Consider the following 15,308-nt stretch of genomic DNA (forward strand, 5'->3'; position numbering starts at 1 on the left):
CGTAACGTTGTCATTGGATTTCTTGCTTTTCTGGGAAGATACTTCTAAGAGCTGGGCCATGGTCTAGACTGGCGGATGTGCAGTTAACCCGATAAATCGCCGATGTTTACTCTTCAAAGAGCCACCCAGATCTTCCCCGAAACCCTCTCCGCCGATGTGGTTCCGGCCATCACGGCCCGCTTCCGCCTGTTGAGTGCAGAGGATCAGCTGGCCCTGATCTGGTACGCCTACCTCGAGATGGGAACCACGATCACGGTGGCCGCCCCTGGCGCCGCACGCATGCAGTTCGCGGAGCCGGTGCTCAACCAGATCAAAGCCATGGGGGCGGCGGAGCAGACCCAGGTGATGTGTGATCTGGCCAACCGCAGCGACACCACCATCTGCCGCGCCTATTCCAACTGGTCGGTGAATATCAAACTGGGCTTCTGGTATCAGCTCGGTGAGTGGATGGCCGCCGGTCTGGTGGCCCCGATTCCCAAGGATTACCAGCTCTCCGCCAATGCCTCGGCGGTTCTCACCGCCCTCAAGGGGGTGGAGCAGGGTCAGCAGATCACCCTGCTGCGCAACTTCGTGGTGGACATGGGCTTTGATCCCCAGAAAGGAGAGGGTCAGCGGGTGATGGAGCCAATCGTGGCTCCCACGCCGGAAGACCAGCGCCAGAAGGTGTTCATCGAAGGGGTGATCAATCCCACGGTGAATTCCTATATGGATCTGCTCAACGCCAACGATTTCGACAATCTCATCAAGCTCTTTCTGCCGGATGGAGCGCTCCAGCCCCCCTTCCAGAAGCCGATCGTGGGCACCGATGCCATTCTGAGCTTCTTCAGGGAAGAGTGCCAGAACCTGCGCCTGCTGCCCGAGCGGGGCTATGCCGAACCCACCGATGGTGATTTCACCCAGATCAAGGTGACCGGCAAGGTTCAGACCCCCTGGTTCGGGGCCAACGTGGGCATGAACGTCGCCTGGCGCTTCCTGCTCAACCCGGAAGGCAAGATCTACTTCGTGGCCATCGATCTGTTGGCTTCCCCCGCCGAGCTGCTCAAGTTCGCTCGTTGAGGCCTGCCACCCGAACCGGTCTTCTGCTGGCATGCACAATCCTGCTGGCCTGGCTGATCAGCCTGGCCAGCCTGGTGATCGTGGATCCGTCTCGGCTGCCCTGGCAGCTGGTGCTGCTGGCCGTGCTCGGACGGACCTTTCTGCAGACAGGCCTCTTCATCGTCGGCCACGACGCGATGCACGGCACCCTCTGGCCAGAGCGGAAGCGCTGGAACCACAGGATCGGCGCCCTGGCCCTGCAGCTGTACGCCGCCCTGCCCTACCGCGCCTGCCGCCGCAATCACCACCGGCATCATCGGGCGCCGGTCAGTGCTCTCGATCCGGATGGTCCTCCCCATCCCGGCAGTGGTGTGGTGAGCTGGTACATCCGCTTCATGGCGGGGTATCTGTCCTGGCTCCAGATGATGCGCTTGCTCGGCGGCTGGCTCCTTCTGGCTCTGGTGGCCCAGGTGTTGTCCGTGGCTCTGGTCAACAAGGGCGCTGGCAGCAGTGCTGTATCCGCCATCAGCAATGTCTTGCTGTTCTACAGCCTGCCGCTGCTGTTGAGCTCTCTGCAGATGTTTGCCTTCGGGACCTATCTCCCCCACCGACAGCAGCGTCACAGCCAGGGCCTGGGTGCGATTGAAAGCCTGAATCTTTCAGCGCCGCTGTCCCTGCTGGCCTGCTATCACTTCGGCTATCACCGAGAACACCACCAGTGGCCGGATCTGGCCTGGTTTCAACTTCCTGAGCGGAGATCCAGCGCGCTGCCAACCGCCCATCCGTTACGCTTGTTACCAAGGTGTATGAAGCTGAGCAGACCCCAGCCGACAGCCTCTTCAAGATCATGAACATGAACGATTCTATTGTGACCGGCTGGAGTGAACAGGAAGAGGCCATTGCTCGCGGGGCGTTCGATCGTGCCCAGCGGCGGGCTGTGCACGTCCTGATTGAGGCGATCAGGGTGCAGTCTGGCCGCCTGGATTCGATTGATTCGGTCTGGAATCTGCATGATTTTCTCAGCACACAGCGCTACCAGATCGAGGGGCGTTTCGATTTTCGTCTCGATGGAATTCTGTTTGTTTTCGCCAGTCTGGTGAAGGAGAAATTGCTTTCTCTCGAAGAACTTGAGGGTCTCGGAGACGAGAAGCTGGCCAAAATCAAGGCCATGTCCCTGTTCTGAACTGTCGTTGCGATCTCTCCAGAAGCGTCGCGGCTGGCCGGGTAAACTCTTCGATTGTGCTGCTGGACGGATGTCGATTGCGCAGATCAAGAACCTGCAGCGCCGCCTCGCCAATCTTGAGCAGGAAGCGATCGAGGAGATCAACCGCGCCTGCGGCCATGAGCTCTGGCAGAGCCTTGGTTTCGATGCTCTCGATACACTTGAGGATCCGGATCGTCGCTCGCGGGCGAACTATTACTACGGCCAGCTGCAAACGGTGCGTGAACTGCGCGACGTCATCAGCTGAGCGAGCCGCACGGACCACGGCCAGGCCTCCCTATCCGCCGCCACCGGCCCGCCCCGATTTCCCACCGCCGGCCCGTCCGCCCCGACCCGGGGAGCGCCGGCCGGAGGGGCTCCTGCCTGCCGACAGCGTACGGAGCGATGGCTGCCCGCTCGCGGGTCGACGCAACAGCCCCTGCACACGGTGATCCTCTTCGGGGGTCAGCGCACGCCAGCGGCCTGGATCCAGGCCGCTCAGGTTCAGGGGAGGCTCTCCATCCATCAGGTCGATGGAGGCGCGCACCAGCCGCAGGGTGGGATGGCCCACTGCAGCAGTCATCCGCCGCACCTGGCGGTTGCGACCTTCCCGCAATTGCAGCTCCAGCCAGGCGGTGGGAATGGTGAGGCGATGGCGGATCGGCGGCACCCGCTCCGGCAGTTGCGGTGCTGGCAGGAGGACACGAGCGCGGGCCGGCAGGGTGCGCTCTCCCTGCACCATCACCCCTTCAGCCAGCCGCTGCAGGGCCTCGGCACTGGGTTCGCCTTCCACCTGGACCCAGTAGGTGCGCCAGTGGCCCCAGGCTGGATCGGTGAGGCGATGTTGCAGAGGGCCGTGGTTAGTGAGCAGCAGCAGGCCCTCGCTGTCTGCATCCAGGCGGCCGGCGGCATAGACGCCAGGCACTGGAATGAAGGAGGCCAGGCAATCCCAGCGACTTTCAGGTTCCGGCGTGAACTGGCTCAGGACCCCATAGGGCTTGTGGAAGAGCAGATGGGTCAGAGGCGGGCCTGCCAGAGGTTCACCACGCCGATCGCGATCAGCAGCAGTCCGAGATCCATCGACAGAGGAGGCAGAACCATGGGGCGCAGCGGTGATCCGGGTGAAAGCGCAGCGACCCTAGGGCCCTCGACCGGCCACCCGGTGGGAGCGAAGCGGGCCGGAAGGGCGAGATCTAGACTGAGGGCAGTGATCTTCGTCTGCCCCGCCACCGCCGCATGATTGAAACCTCGGGAGTGATTGAGAAGGAACAGGGCAACGGCTTCTATCTGGTGACCCTGGAGCAGCCCGCTGGGCACCAGTGTCTGTGCCGTGCGGCCGGCAAGCTCACCAAGTTCCGCATCAAGCTCCTCGCCGGCGACAAGGTGCTGGTGGAGATCAGCCCCTACGACCTCACCCGCGGCCGCATCACCTACCGCGAGCGCAACGCCGGAGCCACTGGCCCCCGGCCGGGCGGCAACCGCCCCGGCGGCCCCCGTCGCCGCTGAGGCGATGGTTCAGAGCTGAGCCGATCCAGATCAGGCCCAGCTCTGACCTCCTGTTGTCTCAGCCCACCGGCGCACCCAGCAGGGATTCGATCGCGGCCTTGAATTCGCTGCGTTGCTTGACGCCGCGGAACTGCTGTTTGAGCTCCTTGCCGAAGAACAGCTGCACCGTTGGGGTGCCGCTGACGCCAGCCTGAACGGCAATCTCCTGATCGGCATCGATGTCGATCTCGACACCCTGGGCACGCCCGCCGAGTTCCTCCAGCACCCGCTTCAGCTGGGGCTTGAGCACGTGGCAGGGGCCACAGGTGGGTGAGGTGTAGACCACCAGCAAGGGCTTGCTGCTGTCGTGGTACAGCTTGCGCAAGGCATAGCCCCCTTTCTGCCAGAGGGCATCAGGATCGAAATTGTCGCCATCGCTGGTGACGGTTCGCACCGGTTCACCGGCCGGGGCCGGATCCACCGGATCGTGGCTCACGGTCACCGCCAGATCGTGATGGGTGAGCCAGCGTTCGGCAGCCAGGGCGGCCTGGCAGCCGCTGCCGGCGGCGGTGATGCCCTGGCGCCATTCCGCATCGGCCACGTCACCGGCGGCGAACACGCCCTCCAGGCTGGTTTCGGGTCGGCCCGGCCGGGTCACGAGGTAGCCGAGCGAATCGAGTTCCAGCTGGCCGCGCACCAGACGGGTGTTGGGGGTATGACCGATCGCATAGAAGAGGCCGCGAACGGCCAGCTCCTCCGTGGCGCCCTGGCCTGTGCTGCCTGAATCGGTGGCCGTCGCGCTCGTGTCGCTCAGGGTGAGGCTCTCCAGCCAGCCGTTGCCGCTGGCCCCCACGACCTGACGGTTCCAGTGCACGGTGATGGCGGGGTTGGCCAGCACCCGATCGGCCATGGCGGCGCTGGCGCGCAGTTTGTGGGTGCGCACGATCAGGTGGACACGGCTGCCGTATTTGGTGAGGTACACGGCCTCTTCGCAGGCGGAATCTCCGCCTCCCACCACGGCCAGCTCAGCGTCGCGGTATTGAGGCGTGGCGCCATCACAGATGGCACAGGCGCTGATGCCATGGCTCCAGAAGGTCTCCTCCTCCGGCAGGCCCAGGCGGTTGGCGCTGGCCCCGGTCGCCAGGATCACGGACTGGGTTTCGATCACCCGGTCTTCAGCGGTGATCCGGTAGGGGCGGCGGGAGAGGTCGATGGCGCTGGCATCGGCTTCCACCAACCGGGTACCCCACCGCACCGCCTGGGCCTTCATGCGGTCCATCAGGTCCGGGCCGAGGATGCCGTCCGGAAAGCCTGGGAAGTTTTCCACGTGGGTGGTGGTCATCAGCTGACCACCGGGAATGCCGCCGTCCTGGAAGCCGGTGATCAGCACCGGGCTGAGGTTGGCGCGAGCGGCATAGATGGCTGCGGTGTAACCGGCGGGCCCGGAGCCCACGATCACGAGGTTCTCCGGAGAGGGACTCAGCGACGACTCTGCCCCTGGAGACGGTGCGTCCACGGACGGCGGCGTTCCCATCGGCTTAGGCGGAATGACTATGAGTTGAGCCTAGGGGATGGCTGAGCAGGTCGTGGCGATGCTGGCCAGAGACCGATCAGATCTCGAGCAGGCCGTCGGTTTCGGGGTGCTGACCTTCACCCAGCCGGCGCGGCACCATCAGCACATTGGCCTCGAGCATTTCAGGATGTTCCTCAAGGCAGAGGAGCCACTCGCGGAACTCCTCGTTCAGGGCAAAACTGTCTTCGTACTGTTCAAGGGCGTCAAGCGTGGCCCGTCGCGCGAGGGCCCAGCAGACGGCCACCGTTAGGCGTCGATGCACCGAGGCGTCCATGGATTGATGGGCGGATGCGCACACGCTGCCGGTCCATCGGCTGGTTCGTGGTGTCGGTTGACACAACGTTGTAGATCAAGCCACACCAGCTCTATCACAAAACTGCATGTCAAGCACTACGACGCAAAAAATCGGGAAGCTGGGGGCCGCCCAGCCGGATCACGTCCCCAGCCCGATCGCGCAGGGCCTGCAGCGGCAGACCGGTTGAGGGCATCGAGCCGGCGGATTCCGGAGCCTGTTCGCTGATGCGGCTGCGGATCAGATAGGGCTCGCTCAGCGACCAGCTGCGGGCGTAGCACATCAGCAGGGGGTCGGCCGGCGCGAACACGTAGGAGCACTGGCGCGGCACCGGCTCAAGGGCGGCACGGCTGCCATCCATGCGCACCGCCCGGGTGATCCCCTGCAGGAAACGGGTGCGGGTCACCACCGTGGTGAGGTAGGCCACCACCCGCAGCCGCGGCGCATCAAAACCCTCGGCGCACATATCGATGCTCACCAGCCAGCGGCCTTCGCCGCGCTGAAAAGCCTGCAGGCGATCGTTGGCCTCGGGATCCTGCGAGTGCACCAGCTGCACCCGGTCGCCCTCCTCCTCCAGCAACCCGGTGATCCGGCGGGCGTGGGCGATGTCGCGGGCGATCACCAGGCCGCCCGCCTCGGGATGCTCCTGACGCACCTCCTCCAGTTTGCGCCGGGCCCGGATCAGCAGATGCAGGGCAATACTGCTGGAATCCCCCAGTTGGATGGCGCGCCGCAGGTTGCGGGCCCGCCAGCTCTCCCGTTCTTCAGCCGAGAGGGGTGAGGTTTCGCCATCGGGATCATCAGGGCGGCGGCCGTGATCCACGCAGCCGTCCTGGAAGCGGAATTCGAGGGGGCGCACATCACCGGCCGCGATCAGCTCCTGTGGTTCGACGCTGAGGTCGGGCACGATCCGTTCCACCGTCGTGTCGCCTTCGGTGGCCTGCACCCGGCGGGCGGCACAGAAGGCGAGGTTGTCGGCGCGGAACGGAGTGCCGGTGAGCCCCAGCCGCAGGCCGGCTGTGGCGGTGAGCCGGCTGAAGGCATGACCCCAGGCGCTGGCCTCCGGCTCGTCTGGATCGAGCCCGAGATGGTGCACCTCATCGGCGATCGCCATCCAGGCTCCCAGGCCTGGATCCGCCAGCAGAGCCGCCAGCCGTTCGCTGTGGCGACTTGCGCTCTGATAGGTGATCAGCAGACCGTGGCTGTCGGCGCTCCGCTGCGGCTGCTCGGGTTCCCAGAGGGCCAGGCGCAGCCCCAGACGGGCCGAGGAGGCCTGCCACTGGCCGCCGATGGAACTGCGGTGGCAGAACACCACGAAGCGGCTCAGGTGGCCGTCCCGATGCAGCCGCTGAAAGCCAAGCAGGGCACCCAGCGTCTTGCCGGCGCCGGGACCGGCGTTGATCAGCACGTCGTGGCCGTTGGGGTGAGGCTGCAGCAGGCGGCGACGCAGCAGCTGCAGCAACAGCACCTGCCACTGGCGGGGCTGCACCGCAGAGCCGGCCAGGCTGCCCGGTTCCGGCCCCAGATCGAACGACGGCGAATTCATCGCCCGATTCTGCTGCCGTCGCGCTGGATCTTGAGCAATGGTTCCTATAGGTTTCCGGTCAGATCTGCCTATGTTCCGGCCAGGCGGGGCTCTGGTCTGCTTCGAGTCGCTCGTCTCCGTTCTGCCCTGGCGTCATGCCTGAACCCTCGCCTTTCTTCCCCGCTTGCCGGCGCCGGGACCGGCGTTGATCAGCACGTCGTGGCCGTTGGGGTGAGGCTGCAGCAGGCGGCGACGCAGCAGCTGCAGCAACAGCACCTGCCACTGGCGGGGCTGCACCGCAGAGCCGGCCAGGCTGCCCGGTTCCGGCCCCAGATCGAACGACGGCGAATTCATCGCCCGATTCTGCTGCCGTCGCGCTGGATCTTGAGCAATGGTTCCTATAGGTTTCCGGTCAGATCTGCCTATGTTCCGGCCAGGCGGGGCTCTGGTCTGCTTCGAGTCGCTCGTCTCCGTTCTGCCCTGGCGTCATGCCTGAACCCTCGCCTTTCTTCCCCGCCGAGCAGAAGGCCGTGCTGGAGCGCTGCTGGCGGCTTGAGTGCGACATCGATCCGATGATCCTGCGGGCCCGCATGCTGCGGCACCAGGGCTGGCCGTGCCAGGCGCTCTGCCTGGAACAGGAGCTGCTTCCGCTCTTCTGAGCCCCTGCGTCGCGTGTGGCGCGATTGTGGACCCCGTTGGTGGGCGACTCCACACAGCGGGCTGCCATCACAGCACCTGGGTCTCCTTAATGGAAGGGCAGGCCTTTGCTGAGGCTCCATTGACGAGGTTGTTGGTGCCGCGTGAGCGGCAGGCCGGTGAGTGTCGGGTGGCGGCAACGCCCGAGACCGTCCGCCGGCTGTGTGGACTAGGACTGGCCGTGAGCGTGGAGGCCGTGGCTGGAGAGGCCTCCGGCTACGGCGATACGGCCTACCAGGAGGCCGGGGCCGAGCTCTGCGCGCCGGAGGCCCTTCCCTGGGAGGCGGCGGAGATCGTGCTCTGCGTGCAGCCGCCGCCGCTGGAGTCCCTGGCTCGCCTCAAGTCCGAGGCCCTGTTGATCGGCCTGCTGGCTCCCTACGGCGCCGATGCTCTGGCGGCGCTGCTGGCCGAGCGGGGGGCTTCGGCCATCGCCCTGGAACTCCTGCCTCGCATCAGCCGCGCCCAGTCGATGGACGTGCTCTCCTCCCAGGCGAACATCGCCGGCTACAAGGCGGTGCTGCTGGCGGCCAGCCAGCTGGATCGCTACATGCCGATGCTGATGACGGCCGCCGGCACGATTCAGCCCGCCCGGGCCCTGATCCTGGGGGCCGGCGTGGCCGGCCTGCAGGCCCTGGCCACAGCACGCCGTCTCGGTGCCGTGGTGACGGTGAGCGATGTGCGGCCCGCCGCCAAGGAACAGGTGGAATCCCTGGGGGGCCGCTTCCTCGAGCCTCCGGCGCAGCAGGAGCGTCCCGCTGAAGCCGGAGGCTATGCCCAGGCGGCCAGCGAGGCGTTTCTCGAGGCCCAGCGCCAGCAGCTGGCCGAACAGCTGGCCGTCTCCGATCTGGTGATCTGCACGGCCCAGGTGCCTGGCCGCCCGGCACCGCGGCTGATCAGCGAAGCCATGCTGGATGGCATGCGCCCCGGAGCTGTGGTGGTCGATCTGGCGGTGGCCCAGGGGGGCAACTGCGCCGCCACCGTGGCTGGGGAAACGGTGATCCGCAACGGTGTGCGGCTGATCGGTGCCGATGCCCTGCCCAGCAGCGTGGCCAACCACGCCAGCGCGCTCTACGCCCGCAACCTGCTGGCGCTGATCGAGTATCTGGCCGAGCCCGCCGCCCCTGGGGAGGCCGCAGAGCAACGCCGTCAGCAGCTCGATCCGCAGGATCCGATCCTGGCCGGCTGCCTGTTCATCAGCCGGGGAGATTGCCTGCATCCGGAGGTGTTGCGCAGCGGCACCGCGGCCCAGGCCACAACCGCGGTGCCCGTGGCGGCCGCTGAATCCGTCACCGTGGGAGCCTCCCGATGATCGACATCACCAACGCCCTCTGGGTGCTGCTGCTCGGCAGCCTGCTGGGACTGGAGCTGATCGGCAAGGTGCCGCCCACCCTGCACACGCCGTTGATGAGTGGCGCCAACGCCATCAGCGGCATCACGGTGCTGGCCTCCCTCACCCTGATCGTCCGCGCCGGGGATCAGCCGGCCCTGCTGCTGCTGGGCTCGCTTTCGCTCGGTTTCGCCCTGTTCAACGTGATCGGGGGCTTTCTGGTCACCGATCGCATGCTCGCCATGTTCCGCCGCCGGGGAGACCGCTGATGGCCACGCTTCATTCGCTTGCCTCGTTGCTCTCCTCCGGCCTGGACTCCCTGCGGCAGCTGCCTCCGCAGGTGCTGGGCGATGCCATTGACCTGGTGTCGGTGCTGCTGCTGGCCCTGGGCATCAAGGGCCTGTCCAAGGTGCGCTCGGCCCGCTTTGCCAATGGGCTGGCGGCCCTGGCCCTGGGCCTGGCCGTTCTGGGCCTGCTGATCCAGCTGCAGCCCGATGTCACCGCCTGGCTGTGGATCGCCGCCGGCAGTGCGGCCGGTGGCCTGCTGGGGCTGGTGATGGCCCAACGGGTGCCGATGACGGCCATGCCCGAAACCGTGGCGCTGTTCAACGGCTGCGGCGGCATGGCCTCGCTGCTGGTCGCCTTCGGTGTGTCCCGCTATGAGGGCCTCGACGACGGGGGCTGGGTGGCGGCCGCCTCGATCGTGGTGTCGCTGCTGGTGGGAGCGATCACCTTCAGTGGCTCCCTGGTGGCGATGGCCAAGCTGCGGGGCTGGCTCGATACCCCCGCCTGGACCCAGAGCAGCCTGCGCCATGGCGTGAACATCGGCCTGGCCCTGCTCTGCCTGGTGGGGGCCCTGACCCTGAGCTCCGATCCCGGCGGCTGGCCGTTGCTGCTGCTGGTGCTGGCCTCGAGCCTGCTGGGCATCGGGGTGACCCTGCCGATCGGCGGCGCCGACATGCCGGTAGTGATCTCTCTGCTCAACTCCTATTCCGGTGTGGCCGCCGCTGCCGCCGGTTTCGTGGTGGGCAGCCAGCTGCTGATCGTGGCCGGCGCCATGGTGGGCGCTGCCGGCCTGATCCTCACCCAGGTGATGTGCACGGCGATGAACCGTTCGCTGGTCTCGGTGCTGTTCGGTGGGGCCCTGGGGGCCGCAGCGCCGACTGGTGGTGGCGGTGGGGGAGAGGCCACCAGCTACAGCCGCATCGTGAGCTGCAGCCCTGAGGAATGCGCCATGGCCCTCGAGAACGCCGAGCGCGTGGTGTTCGTGCCGGGTTACGGCCTGGCCGTGGCCCAGGCCCAGCACGCCCTGCGGGAGCTGTCCAAGTTGCTGGAGGCCCATGGCGTCTCGGTGAGCTACGCGATCCACCCGGTGGCGGGCCGCATGCCGGGCCACATGAACGTGCTGCTGGCGGAGGCGGATGTGCCCTACGAGCAGCTGGTGGAGATGGATCTGATCAATCCCGAGTTTCCCGCCACCGATGTGGTGATCGTGCTCGGCGCCAACGACGTGGTGAACCCCCAGGCCAAGACCGATCCCAGCAGCCCCCTGTTCGGCATGCCCGTGCTGGAGGTGGACCAGGCCCGCCAGGTGTTCGTGGTGAAGCGCAGCCTCGGCGCCGGCTATGCCGGCATCGCCAACGCCCTGTTCGAGCTGCCCCAGACGGCCATGGTGTTCGGCGATGCCAAGGCGGTGCTCAATGGCCTGCTCACCGAGCTGCGGGCCCTGGGGGTGGGGAAAGTCAAGGAAACGGTATCCCTTTGACCTCGACATCCAGCACCGAGCTATCGCGCTGGATCTCCACTTTCAGTGGGTTGGAGAGCTCCTGCACGGCCACCGTGCCGCTCACCGGCAGGGGCTGATCGGCCCGCACCGTGGCCTGCAGGGGCTCCACCGTGACCGGGTTGACGCTCACCGGCCTGACGGTGACAGGCTGCAGGTCCACCGGCCGCAGGCTCAGCGGCTGCACGGCCACCGGTGGCAAGTTCAGGCGGCTCACCTCCGCCACCACCCGGGTCTGCAATCCCTCCGGCCCCTGGGCCCGCACCGCGACCGGCAACGCAGACTCCACCCGCACCGTGATCGGGATCGAGCCTTCCAGCTTCACCGGCAGGGGGCTCCGGGTGTTCACCCCCACAGGAAGAGGGCGGCTGAGCAGCTGCTGGGCGGCCTGGGCCAGCACCAGGCTGCAGAGCACCAGCGCCAGTGGCCAGCGCCAGATCAGGCAGAGCTGCTGCCAGCGCGGCGGGAGCCGGTCTGGGTGGCGGGTTGGACCGGGGGCTTGAGTCATGGGGGTGGCCAGCGCAGGCCTCCATGATCGGCAGGTGCTCCTCGCCGTGGTTCGTGGCTCCTGTTTTGCCTGCCGATCTGTCGCTGCCGCCCTTCCGCCAGCGGTTCCCCTGGATTGGCGGGGATCTGCAGACGCTGCGGGACACGCTTCACCCACCGAAACTGCCGCTGGATCGGGGCTTGCCGCTGGAGTGGCCGGTGGGAGTGCTGCCCTGCCGATCCGCTTCCCTGTCTCCAGGTCGCTCCGGATCCGGATCCGGCGACCGCCTGCTGGCGCTGCTCGATGGGGCCCCATCCGCGGCAGACGCCCGTGGTCTGGTGCTGCTGCTCCATGGCCTGGGGGGATCGAGCGATCGCGAGGGCCTGCGGCGGATGGGGCAGACCCTGCAGGCGGCCGGCTTTGCCGTGGTGCGGCTCAACCTGCGCGGTGCCGGCGCCGGCCGCCAACTCGCCGGCGGCACCTACGCGGGCCGCTGCAGCAGTGATCTGCTGCCGGTGATCGCCCAGGCCCGCCGGCTGGCCGAGGAGCTGGGTCAGGCCACCAAGGCCGGGCCCCTGGCCGGCCGGCCCCTGCCCCTGCTGGGGGCGGGGATTTCCCTGGGCGGCACGATGCTGCTTAATGCCTGCCTCGATGGCGCGGCCCTTGCCTCTGGCTCTGGCAGGCAACCTGTGCTGGATGGCCTGGTCTGCATCAGCAGCCCGCTGGACCTGGATGCCTGCTCCCGCCAGATCGAGCGGCCCCGCAACCGCGTGTACCAGAACTGGCTGCTGGAGCGTCTCTGCCGCCAGACCCTCGAGGATCCCTTCGGGGTGACGCCCCAGGAGCGCCAGGCTCTCGAGGGGGCAGAGCGGCCCCGCACCATCCGCCGCTTCGATGCGGCAATCACCGCGCCCCGCTGGGGCTACACCTGCGTGGATCACTACTACGCCGCCGCCAGCCCCCTGCCGCGCCTGCTGGCGGGGGAACCCCTGCCGCCGACGCGACTGCTGCACGCGCTGGATGATCCCTGGGTGCCGGTGGAGGCCACCCGCCGGCTTGCCAGTCGGGCTTCCGAGGGGATCGAGGTGACGCTCACTTCAGGGGGCGGCCACAACGGTTTCCATGGCTGCGGGGATCACCGCCGGCCACCCGGCTGCTGGGGCGACTGGCTCACGGCCCGCTGGCTGCTCGACTTCAGCGCAGCGCAGGGCTGAACGTCTGTCGCTGCAGGATCCACGCCTCGATCGGTCGCCCGCCGATCACATGCTCGTGCACGATCCGCTCGATCCGCTCGGGCGTCACGCCGCCATAGACGATCCCTTCCGGCCAGAGCAGCAGGATCGGCCCGTCGCTGCAGATGCGCAGGCAATCGGCCTTGGTGCGCAGCACGATCCCCTCGGGGCGCCCAGGCGATTCCAGGCCGAGCTCCCGCACCAGGCGCTTGAGGGTGTCCCAGCTGGCGGCGCCCACGGCCGGATCGCAGCAGAGCGCCTTGGTGGGGGTGGCGCAGAGCAGAAGGTGGTGGGCGACCTGCGGCATCGGGGCAGCCATCACGATCGGGGCAGCCATCACGCCGGCAGCGCCGCCGGGGCCTTGGCGTTCCGCCGGGCTGCAGCCTCACGCACCGCCTGGCGCGACCAGGCGTCCACGGCGAGCACATCGTCGAGGGAGGGATCGGCCCTGAGGTCGGCCCGGTGGCGATCACACACCGCGTCGATCAGTTGCGGAATCTCGAGGAAGGGGATCTGCTCGTCGAGGAAGAGGGCCACGGCCTGCTCGTTGGCGGCGTTCAGCACCGCCGGCATGGTGCCGCCGGCGCGGCCGGCCGCGTAGGCCAGCTCCATGCAGGGGTATTTGGCCGGATCGGGGGCACGGAACGTGAGTTGGCCCACCGCGGTGAGATCGAGCCGGCGCCAGGGGGTCTCGAGCCGCTCCGGCCAGCTGAGGCAGTAGAGGATCGGCAGCTTCATATCGGGCCAGCCCAGCTGGGCCAGCACCGAGGAATCGGCCAGTTCCACCATCGAATGGATGATCGACTGCGGGTGGATCACGATCTCGATCCGGTCGTAATCCAGCCCGAACAGGTAGTGGGCTTCGATCACCTCGAGGCCCTTGTTCATCAGCGAGGCCGAATCCACCGTGATCTTGCGCCCCATGCTCCAGTTCGGATGGCTGGTCGCATCGGCCACGGTGGCCCTGGCCAGATCGGCGGCGTCCCAGTCGCGGAAGGCGCCGCCGCTGGCGGTGAGCTGGATGCGGCGCAGGCCGGGGGTGGGCACACCCGTGCTAAGCCGGGCCGTGTCGGCCCAGGGGGTGCCCTGCAGACACTGGAAGATGGCGGAGTGCTCGGAATCGGCCGGCAACAGCCGCGAGCCGCTCCTGGCGAGCTCCGGCAGCACCACCGGGCCGGCGGCGATCAGGGTTTCCTTGTTGGCCAGGGCCAGGTCTTTGCCGGCCCGCACCGCCGCCAGGGTGGGCAGCAGGCCGGCGCAGCCCACGATGCCGGTCACCACCAGGTCGGCGCTGGGCCAGGCGGCGGCGGCGCAGAGGCCGTCGGGGCCGCCCAGCAGTTCCGGCAGGCGGGCGGGCCGGGCGCCGGGCTCCAGGGCCTGCAGCCGCCCGCGCAGCACCACCACCAGCTCCGCATCGGCCAGGGCCACCACCTCCGGGGCGTGGCGTTGGATCTGGTCGATCAGCAGGTCGAGGTTGCGGCCGGCCGTGAGGGCCACCACCCGGAAGCGATCGGGAAACTCCTCAACGATCTCGAGGGTCTGGGTGCCGATCGAACCCGTGGATCCCAGCACGCTGAGGGCTTTCACAGGCGGATCGGCGTGGGGCGCGGCCAGTCTCCCATTGGATCGGTGTGGGGGCTAGGCGGCCGGGGATCCCGCGGCAGGATGCGGCGATCATTCGCCGCAGCGCTTCTCTTGTCGATGACACCCGACCCGCCGGTCTCCACCGCACCGGCGGCGCCTGCCGCGTCACGGGAGCCCTCGTTGCCCTACATGGTGCTCTGCGGCCTGGCCATGGGCGCCGCCGATGTGGTGCCGGGCGTGTCCGGCGGCAGCATGGCCTTCATTTTCGGCATCTACGGCCAGCTGCTCGAGGCCATCGCCGGCTTCGATCTGGGCCTGCTGGCCCTGCTGCGCCGGGGCGACTGGAGCGCCGCGGCGGCGCGGGTGCACCTGGGCTTTCTGGTGCCGCTTCTGGCGGGCCTGGCGGTCTCGGTGCTGCTGCTGGTGCGGCCGATCACCTGGCTGTACGAGTTCCAGCCGGTGCTGCTGTTCGCCTTCTTCTTCGGGCTGATCATCGGCGCGATCCTGCTGATCGCCCGTCACGCCCACTGGGGCTGGCAGGGGCTGGTGGCGATGGCGGCCGGGGTGGCGCTGGCCCTGCTGCTGGTCACCCGCGTGCCCGTCACCATGCCCCACGATCCCCTCACCCTGTTCTGGAGCGGGGCGGTGGCGATCATGGCCATGATCCTGCCGGGTATTTCCGGTTCGTTCCTGCTGCTGGTGCTGGGCCAGTACCAGCACGTGATGGAGGGTGTGAAAGGCCTGGATCCGGCGGTGCTGATCCCCTTCGCCCTCGGCTGCGCCGTGGGGCTGATCAGCTTCGTGCGGCTGCTGCGCTGGCTGCTGCACCACTTCCATGGCCAGGTGGTGGCCCTGCTGGTGGGGTTCATGGCCGGGTCCCTCTGGAAGATCTGGCCCTTCCGCACGGTGCTCGAATCCACCCACAACGCCAAGGGCAAGCTGATCGTGCTGCGGGATGCCCTGGCGGCCCCACCCAGCACCGCCGCCTTGCTGGTGGCCGCCCTGCTGGCGGCTCTGGGCGTGGCCCTGGTGGTGGGGATCGAGCAGCTGCAACGGCGGGCGGGTGTTGAGGAGATGGGGGGCTGAAC

At 67.8% G+C, this 15,308-nt stretch carries 19 protein-coding genes; 11 read left to right on the top strand and 8 right to left on the bottom strand.

The annotated features are described in order from the left end of the window. The first annotated feature begins 102 nt into the window (after positions 1-102). From H8F24_RS13375 to H8F24_RS13390, 4 genes are all read left to right on the top strand, one after another. Positions 103-1,056: an orange carotenoid-binding protein gene (locus H8F24_RS13375; protein ID WP_197154583.1), complete on the top strand. Its 954-nt coding sequence runs from the start codon at positions 103-105 to the stop codon at positions 1,054-1,056. Then, positions 1,053-1,886: a fatty acid desaturase gene (locus H8F24_RS13380; protein WP_197169933.1), complete on the top strand. Its 834-nt coding sequence runs from the start codon at positions 1,053-1,055 to the stop codon at positions 1,884-1,886. Before H8F24_RS13375 ends, H8F24_RS13380 begins: the two co-directional genes overlap by 4 nt. A 2-nt stretch (positions 1,887-1,888) precedes the next feature. Then, entirely contained in the window at positions 1,889-2,218 is a 330-nt protein-coding gene (locus H8F24_RS13385) for a hypothetical protein (RefSeq protein ID WP_197154586.1), read from the top strand. A 70-nt stretch (positions 2,219-2,288) separates the two neighbouring features. Beyond that, positions 2,289-2,504, top strand: a complete 216-nt coding sequence (locus tag H8F24_RS13390) for a hypothetical protein (RefSeq protein ID WP_197154588.1) — start codon at positions 2,289-2,291, stop codon at positions 2,502-2,504. A gap of 30 nt (positions 2,505-2,534) precedes the next feature. Here the strand turns inward: H8F24_RS13390 and H8F24_RS13395 are convergent, their stop codons facing one another. Beyond that, positions 2,535-3,272: a pseudouridine synthase gene (locus H8F24_RS13395; protein ID WP_231598294.1), complete on the bottom strand. Its 738-nt coding sequence runs from the start codon at positions 3,270-3,272 to the stop codon at positions 2,535-2,537. A gap of 200 nt (positions 3,273-3,472) precedes the next feature. Here H8F24_RS13395 and infA point away from each other — a divergent pair, with 200 nt between their 5' ends. After that, positions 3,473-3,742, top strand: coding sequence for a translation initiation factor IF-1 (gene infA / locus H8F24_RS13400; protein WP_015108791.1), 270 nt, complete (start codon positions 3,473-3,475; stop codon positions 3,740-3,742). Between the two features lie 58 nt (positions 3,743-3,800). Here the strand turns inward: infA and H8F24_RS13405 are convergent, their stop codons facing one another. The 4 genes from H8F24_RS13405 to H8F24_RS13420 all read right to left on the bottom strand — a co-directional run bounded on the left by H8F24_RS13405 (position 3,801) and on the right by H8F24_RS13420 (position 7,465). Further along, positions 3,801-5,255 (bottom strand): FAD-dependent oxidoreductase, encoded by a 1,455-nt coding sequence (locus tag H8F24_RS13405; protein ID WP_197169934.1) that lies wholly within the window; start codon positions 5,253-5,255, stop codon positions 3,801-3,803. 76 nt (positions 5,256-5,331) lie between these two features. Then, positions 5,332-5,568, bottom strand: a complete 237-nt coding sequence (locus H8F24_RS13410) for a hypothetical protein (protein ID WP_197154592.1) — start codon at positions 5,566-5,568, stop codon at positions 5,332-5,334. Between the two features lie 109 nt (positions 5,569-5,677). Continuing rightward, complete coding sequence (locus H8F24_RS13415) at positions 5,678-7,132, bottom strand: DEAD/DEAH box helicase (protein WP_197169935.1); 1,455 nt, start codon at positions 7,130-7,132, stop codon at positions 5,678-5,680. Positions 7,133-7,264: 132 nt separating this feature from the next. Then, entirely contained in the window at positions 7,265-7,465 is a 201-nt protein-coding gene (locus H8F24_RS13420; RefSeq protein ID WP_197169936.1) for a hypothetical protein, read from the bottom strand. A gap of 134 nt (positions 7,466-7,599) precedes the next feature. Here H8F24_RS13420 and H8F24_RS13425 point away from each other — a divergent pair, with 134 nt between their 5' ends. The 4 genes from H8F24_RS13425 (at position 7,600) to H8F24_RS13440 (ending at position 10,899) form a co-directional block, all read left to right on the top strand. Continuing rightward, positions 7,600-7,770, top strand: a complete 171-nt coding sequence (locus tag H8F24_RS13425) for a hypothetical protein (RefSeq protein ID WP_197154596.1) — start codon at positions 7,600-7,602, stop codon at positions 7,768-7,770. An 89-nt stretch (positions 7,771-7,859) separates the two neighbouring features. Continuing rightward, a complete protein-coding gene (locus H8F24_RS13430; protein ID WP_197169937.1) occupies positions 7,860-9,116 on the top strand; it encodes an NAD(P) transhydrogenase subunit alpha in 1,257 nt (418 codons plus the stop codon). Further along, entirely contained in the window at positions 9,113-9,403 is a 291-nt protein-coding gene (locus tag H8F24_RS13435; RefSeq protein ID WP_197154600.1) for an NAD(P) transhydrogenase subunit alpha, read from the top strand. Before H8F24_RS13430 ends, H8F24_RS13435 begins: the two co-directional genes overlap by 4 nt. Beyond that, entirely contained in the window at positions 9,403-10,899 is a 1,497-nt protein-coding gene (locus tag H8F24_RS13440; protein WP_197154601.1) for an NAD(P)(+) transhydrogenase (Re/Si-specific) subunit beta, read from the top strand. Before H8F24_RS13435 ends, H8F24_RS13440 begins: the two co-directional genes overlap by 1 nt. Here H8F24_RS13440 and H8F24_RS13445 read toward each other — a convergent pair. Next, positions 10,877-11,425 carry a hypothetical protein gene (locus H8F24_RS13445; RefSeq protein ID WP_197169938.1) on the bottom strand — a complete coding sequence of 183 codons (549 nt, stop codon included), beginning with the start codon at positions 11,423-11,425 and terminating at the stop codon, positions 10,877-10,879. The two genes, H8F24_RS13440 and H8F24_RS13445, sit on opposite strands and share 23 nt — an antisense overlap. Before the next feature lie 53 nt (positions 11,426-11,478). On the opposite strand from H8F24_RS13445, the gene H8F24_RS13450 reads away from it, so the two are divergent. Then, complete coding sequence (locus tag H8F24_RS13450; RefSeq protein ID WP_231597831.1) at positions 11,479-12,618, top strand: alpha/beta fold hydrolase; 1,140 nt, start codon at positions 11,479-11,481, stop codon at positions 12,616-12,618. Here the strand turns inward: H8F24_RS13450 and H8F24_RS13455 are convergent. Together H8F24_RS13455 and H8F24_RS13460 are read right to left on the bottom strand one after the other, a co-directional pair. Then, positions 12,599-12,973, bottom strand: coding sequence for a ferredoxin (locus H8F24_RS13455; protein WP_370594749.1), 375 nt, complete (start codon positions 12,971-12,973; stop codon positions 12,599-12,601). The two genes, H8F24_RS13450 and H8F24_RS13455, sit on opposite strands and share 20 nt — an antisense overlap. After that, the gene (locus tag H8F24_RS13460; protein ID WP_197169940.1) at positions 12,973-14,223 is read right to left on the bottom strand and encodes a 1-deoxy-D-xylulose-5-phosphate reductoisomerase; all 1,251 of its coding nucleotides are present in this window, start codon (positions 14,221-14,223) and stop codon (positions 12,973-12,975) included. Before H8F24_RS13460 ends, H8F24_RS13455 begins: the two co-directional genes overlap by 1 nt. A gap of 114 nt (positions 14,224-14,337) precedes the next feature. Here H8F24_RS13460 and H8F24_RS13465 point away from each other — a divergent pair, with 114 nt between their 5' ends. Next, on the top strand, positions 14,338-15,306 hold the full coding sequence (locus H8F24_RS13465; RefSeq protein ID WP_231597832.1) for a DUF368 domain-containing protein: 969 nt from the start codon (positions 14,338-14,340) through the stop codon (positions 15,304-15,306). The last annotated feature ends 2 nt before the right edge of the window (positions 15,307-15,308 follow it).

The organism is Synechococcus sp. CBW1002 (assembly GCF_015840915.1).
GTDB lineage: Bacteria > Cyanobacteriota > Cyanobacteriia > PCC-6307 > Cyanobiaceae > CBW1002.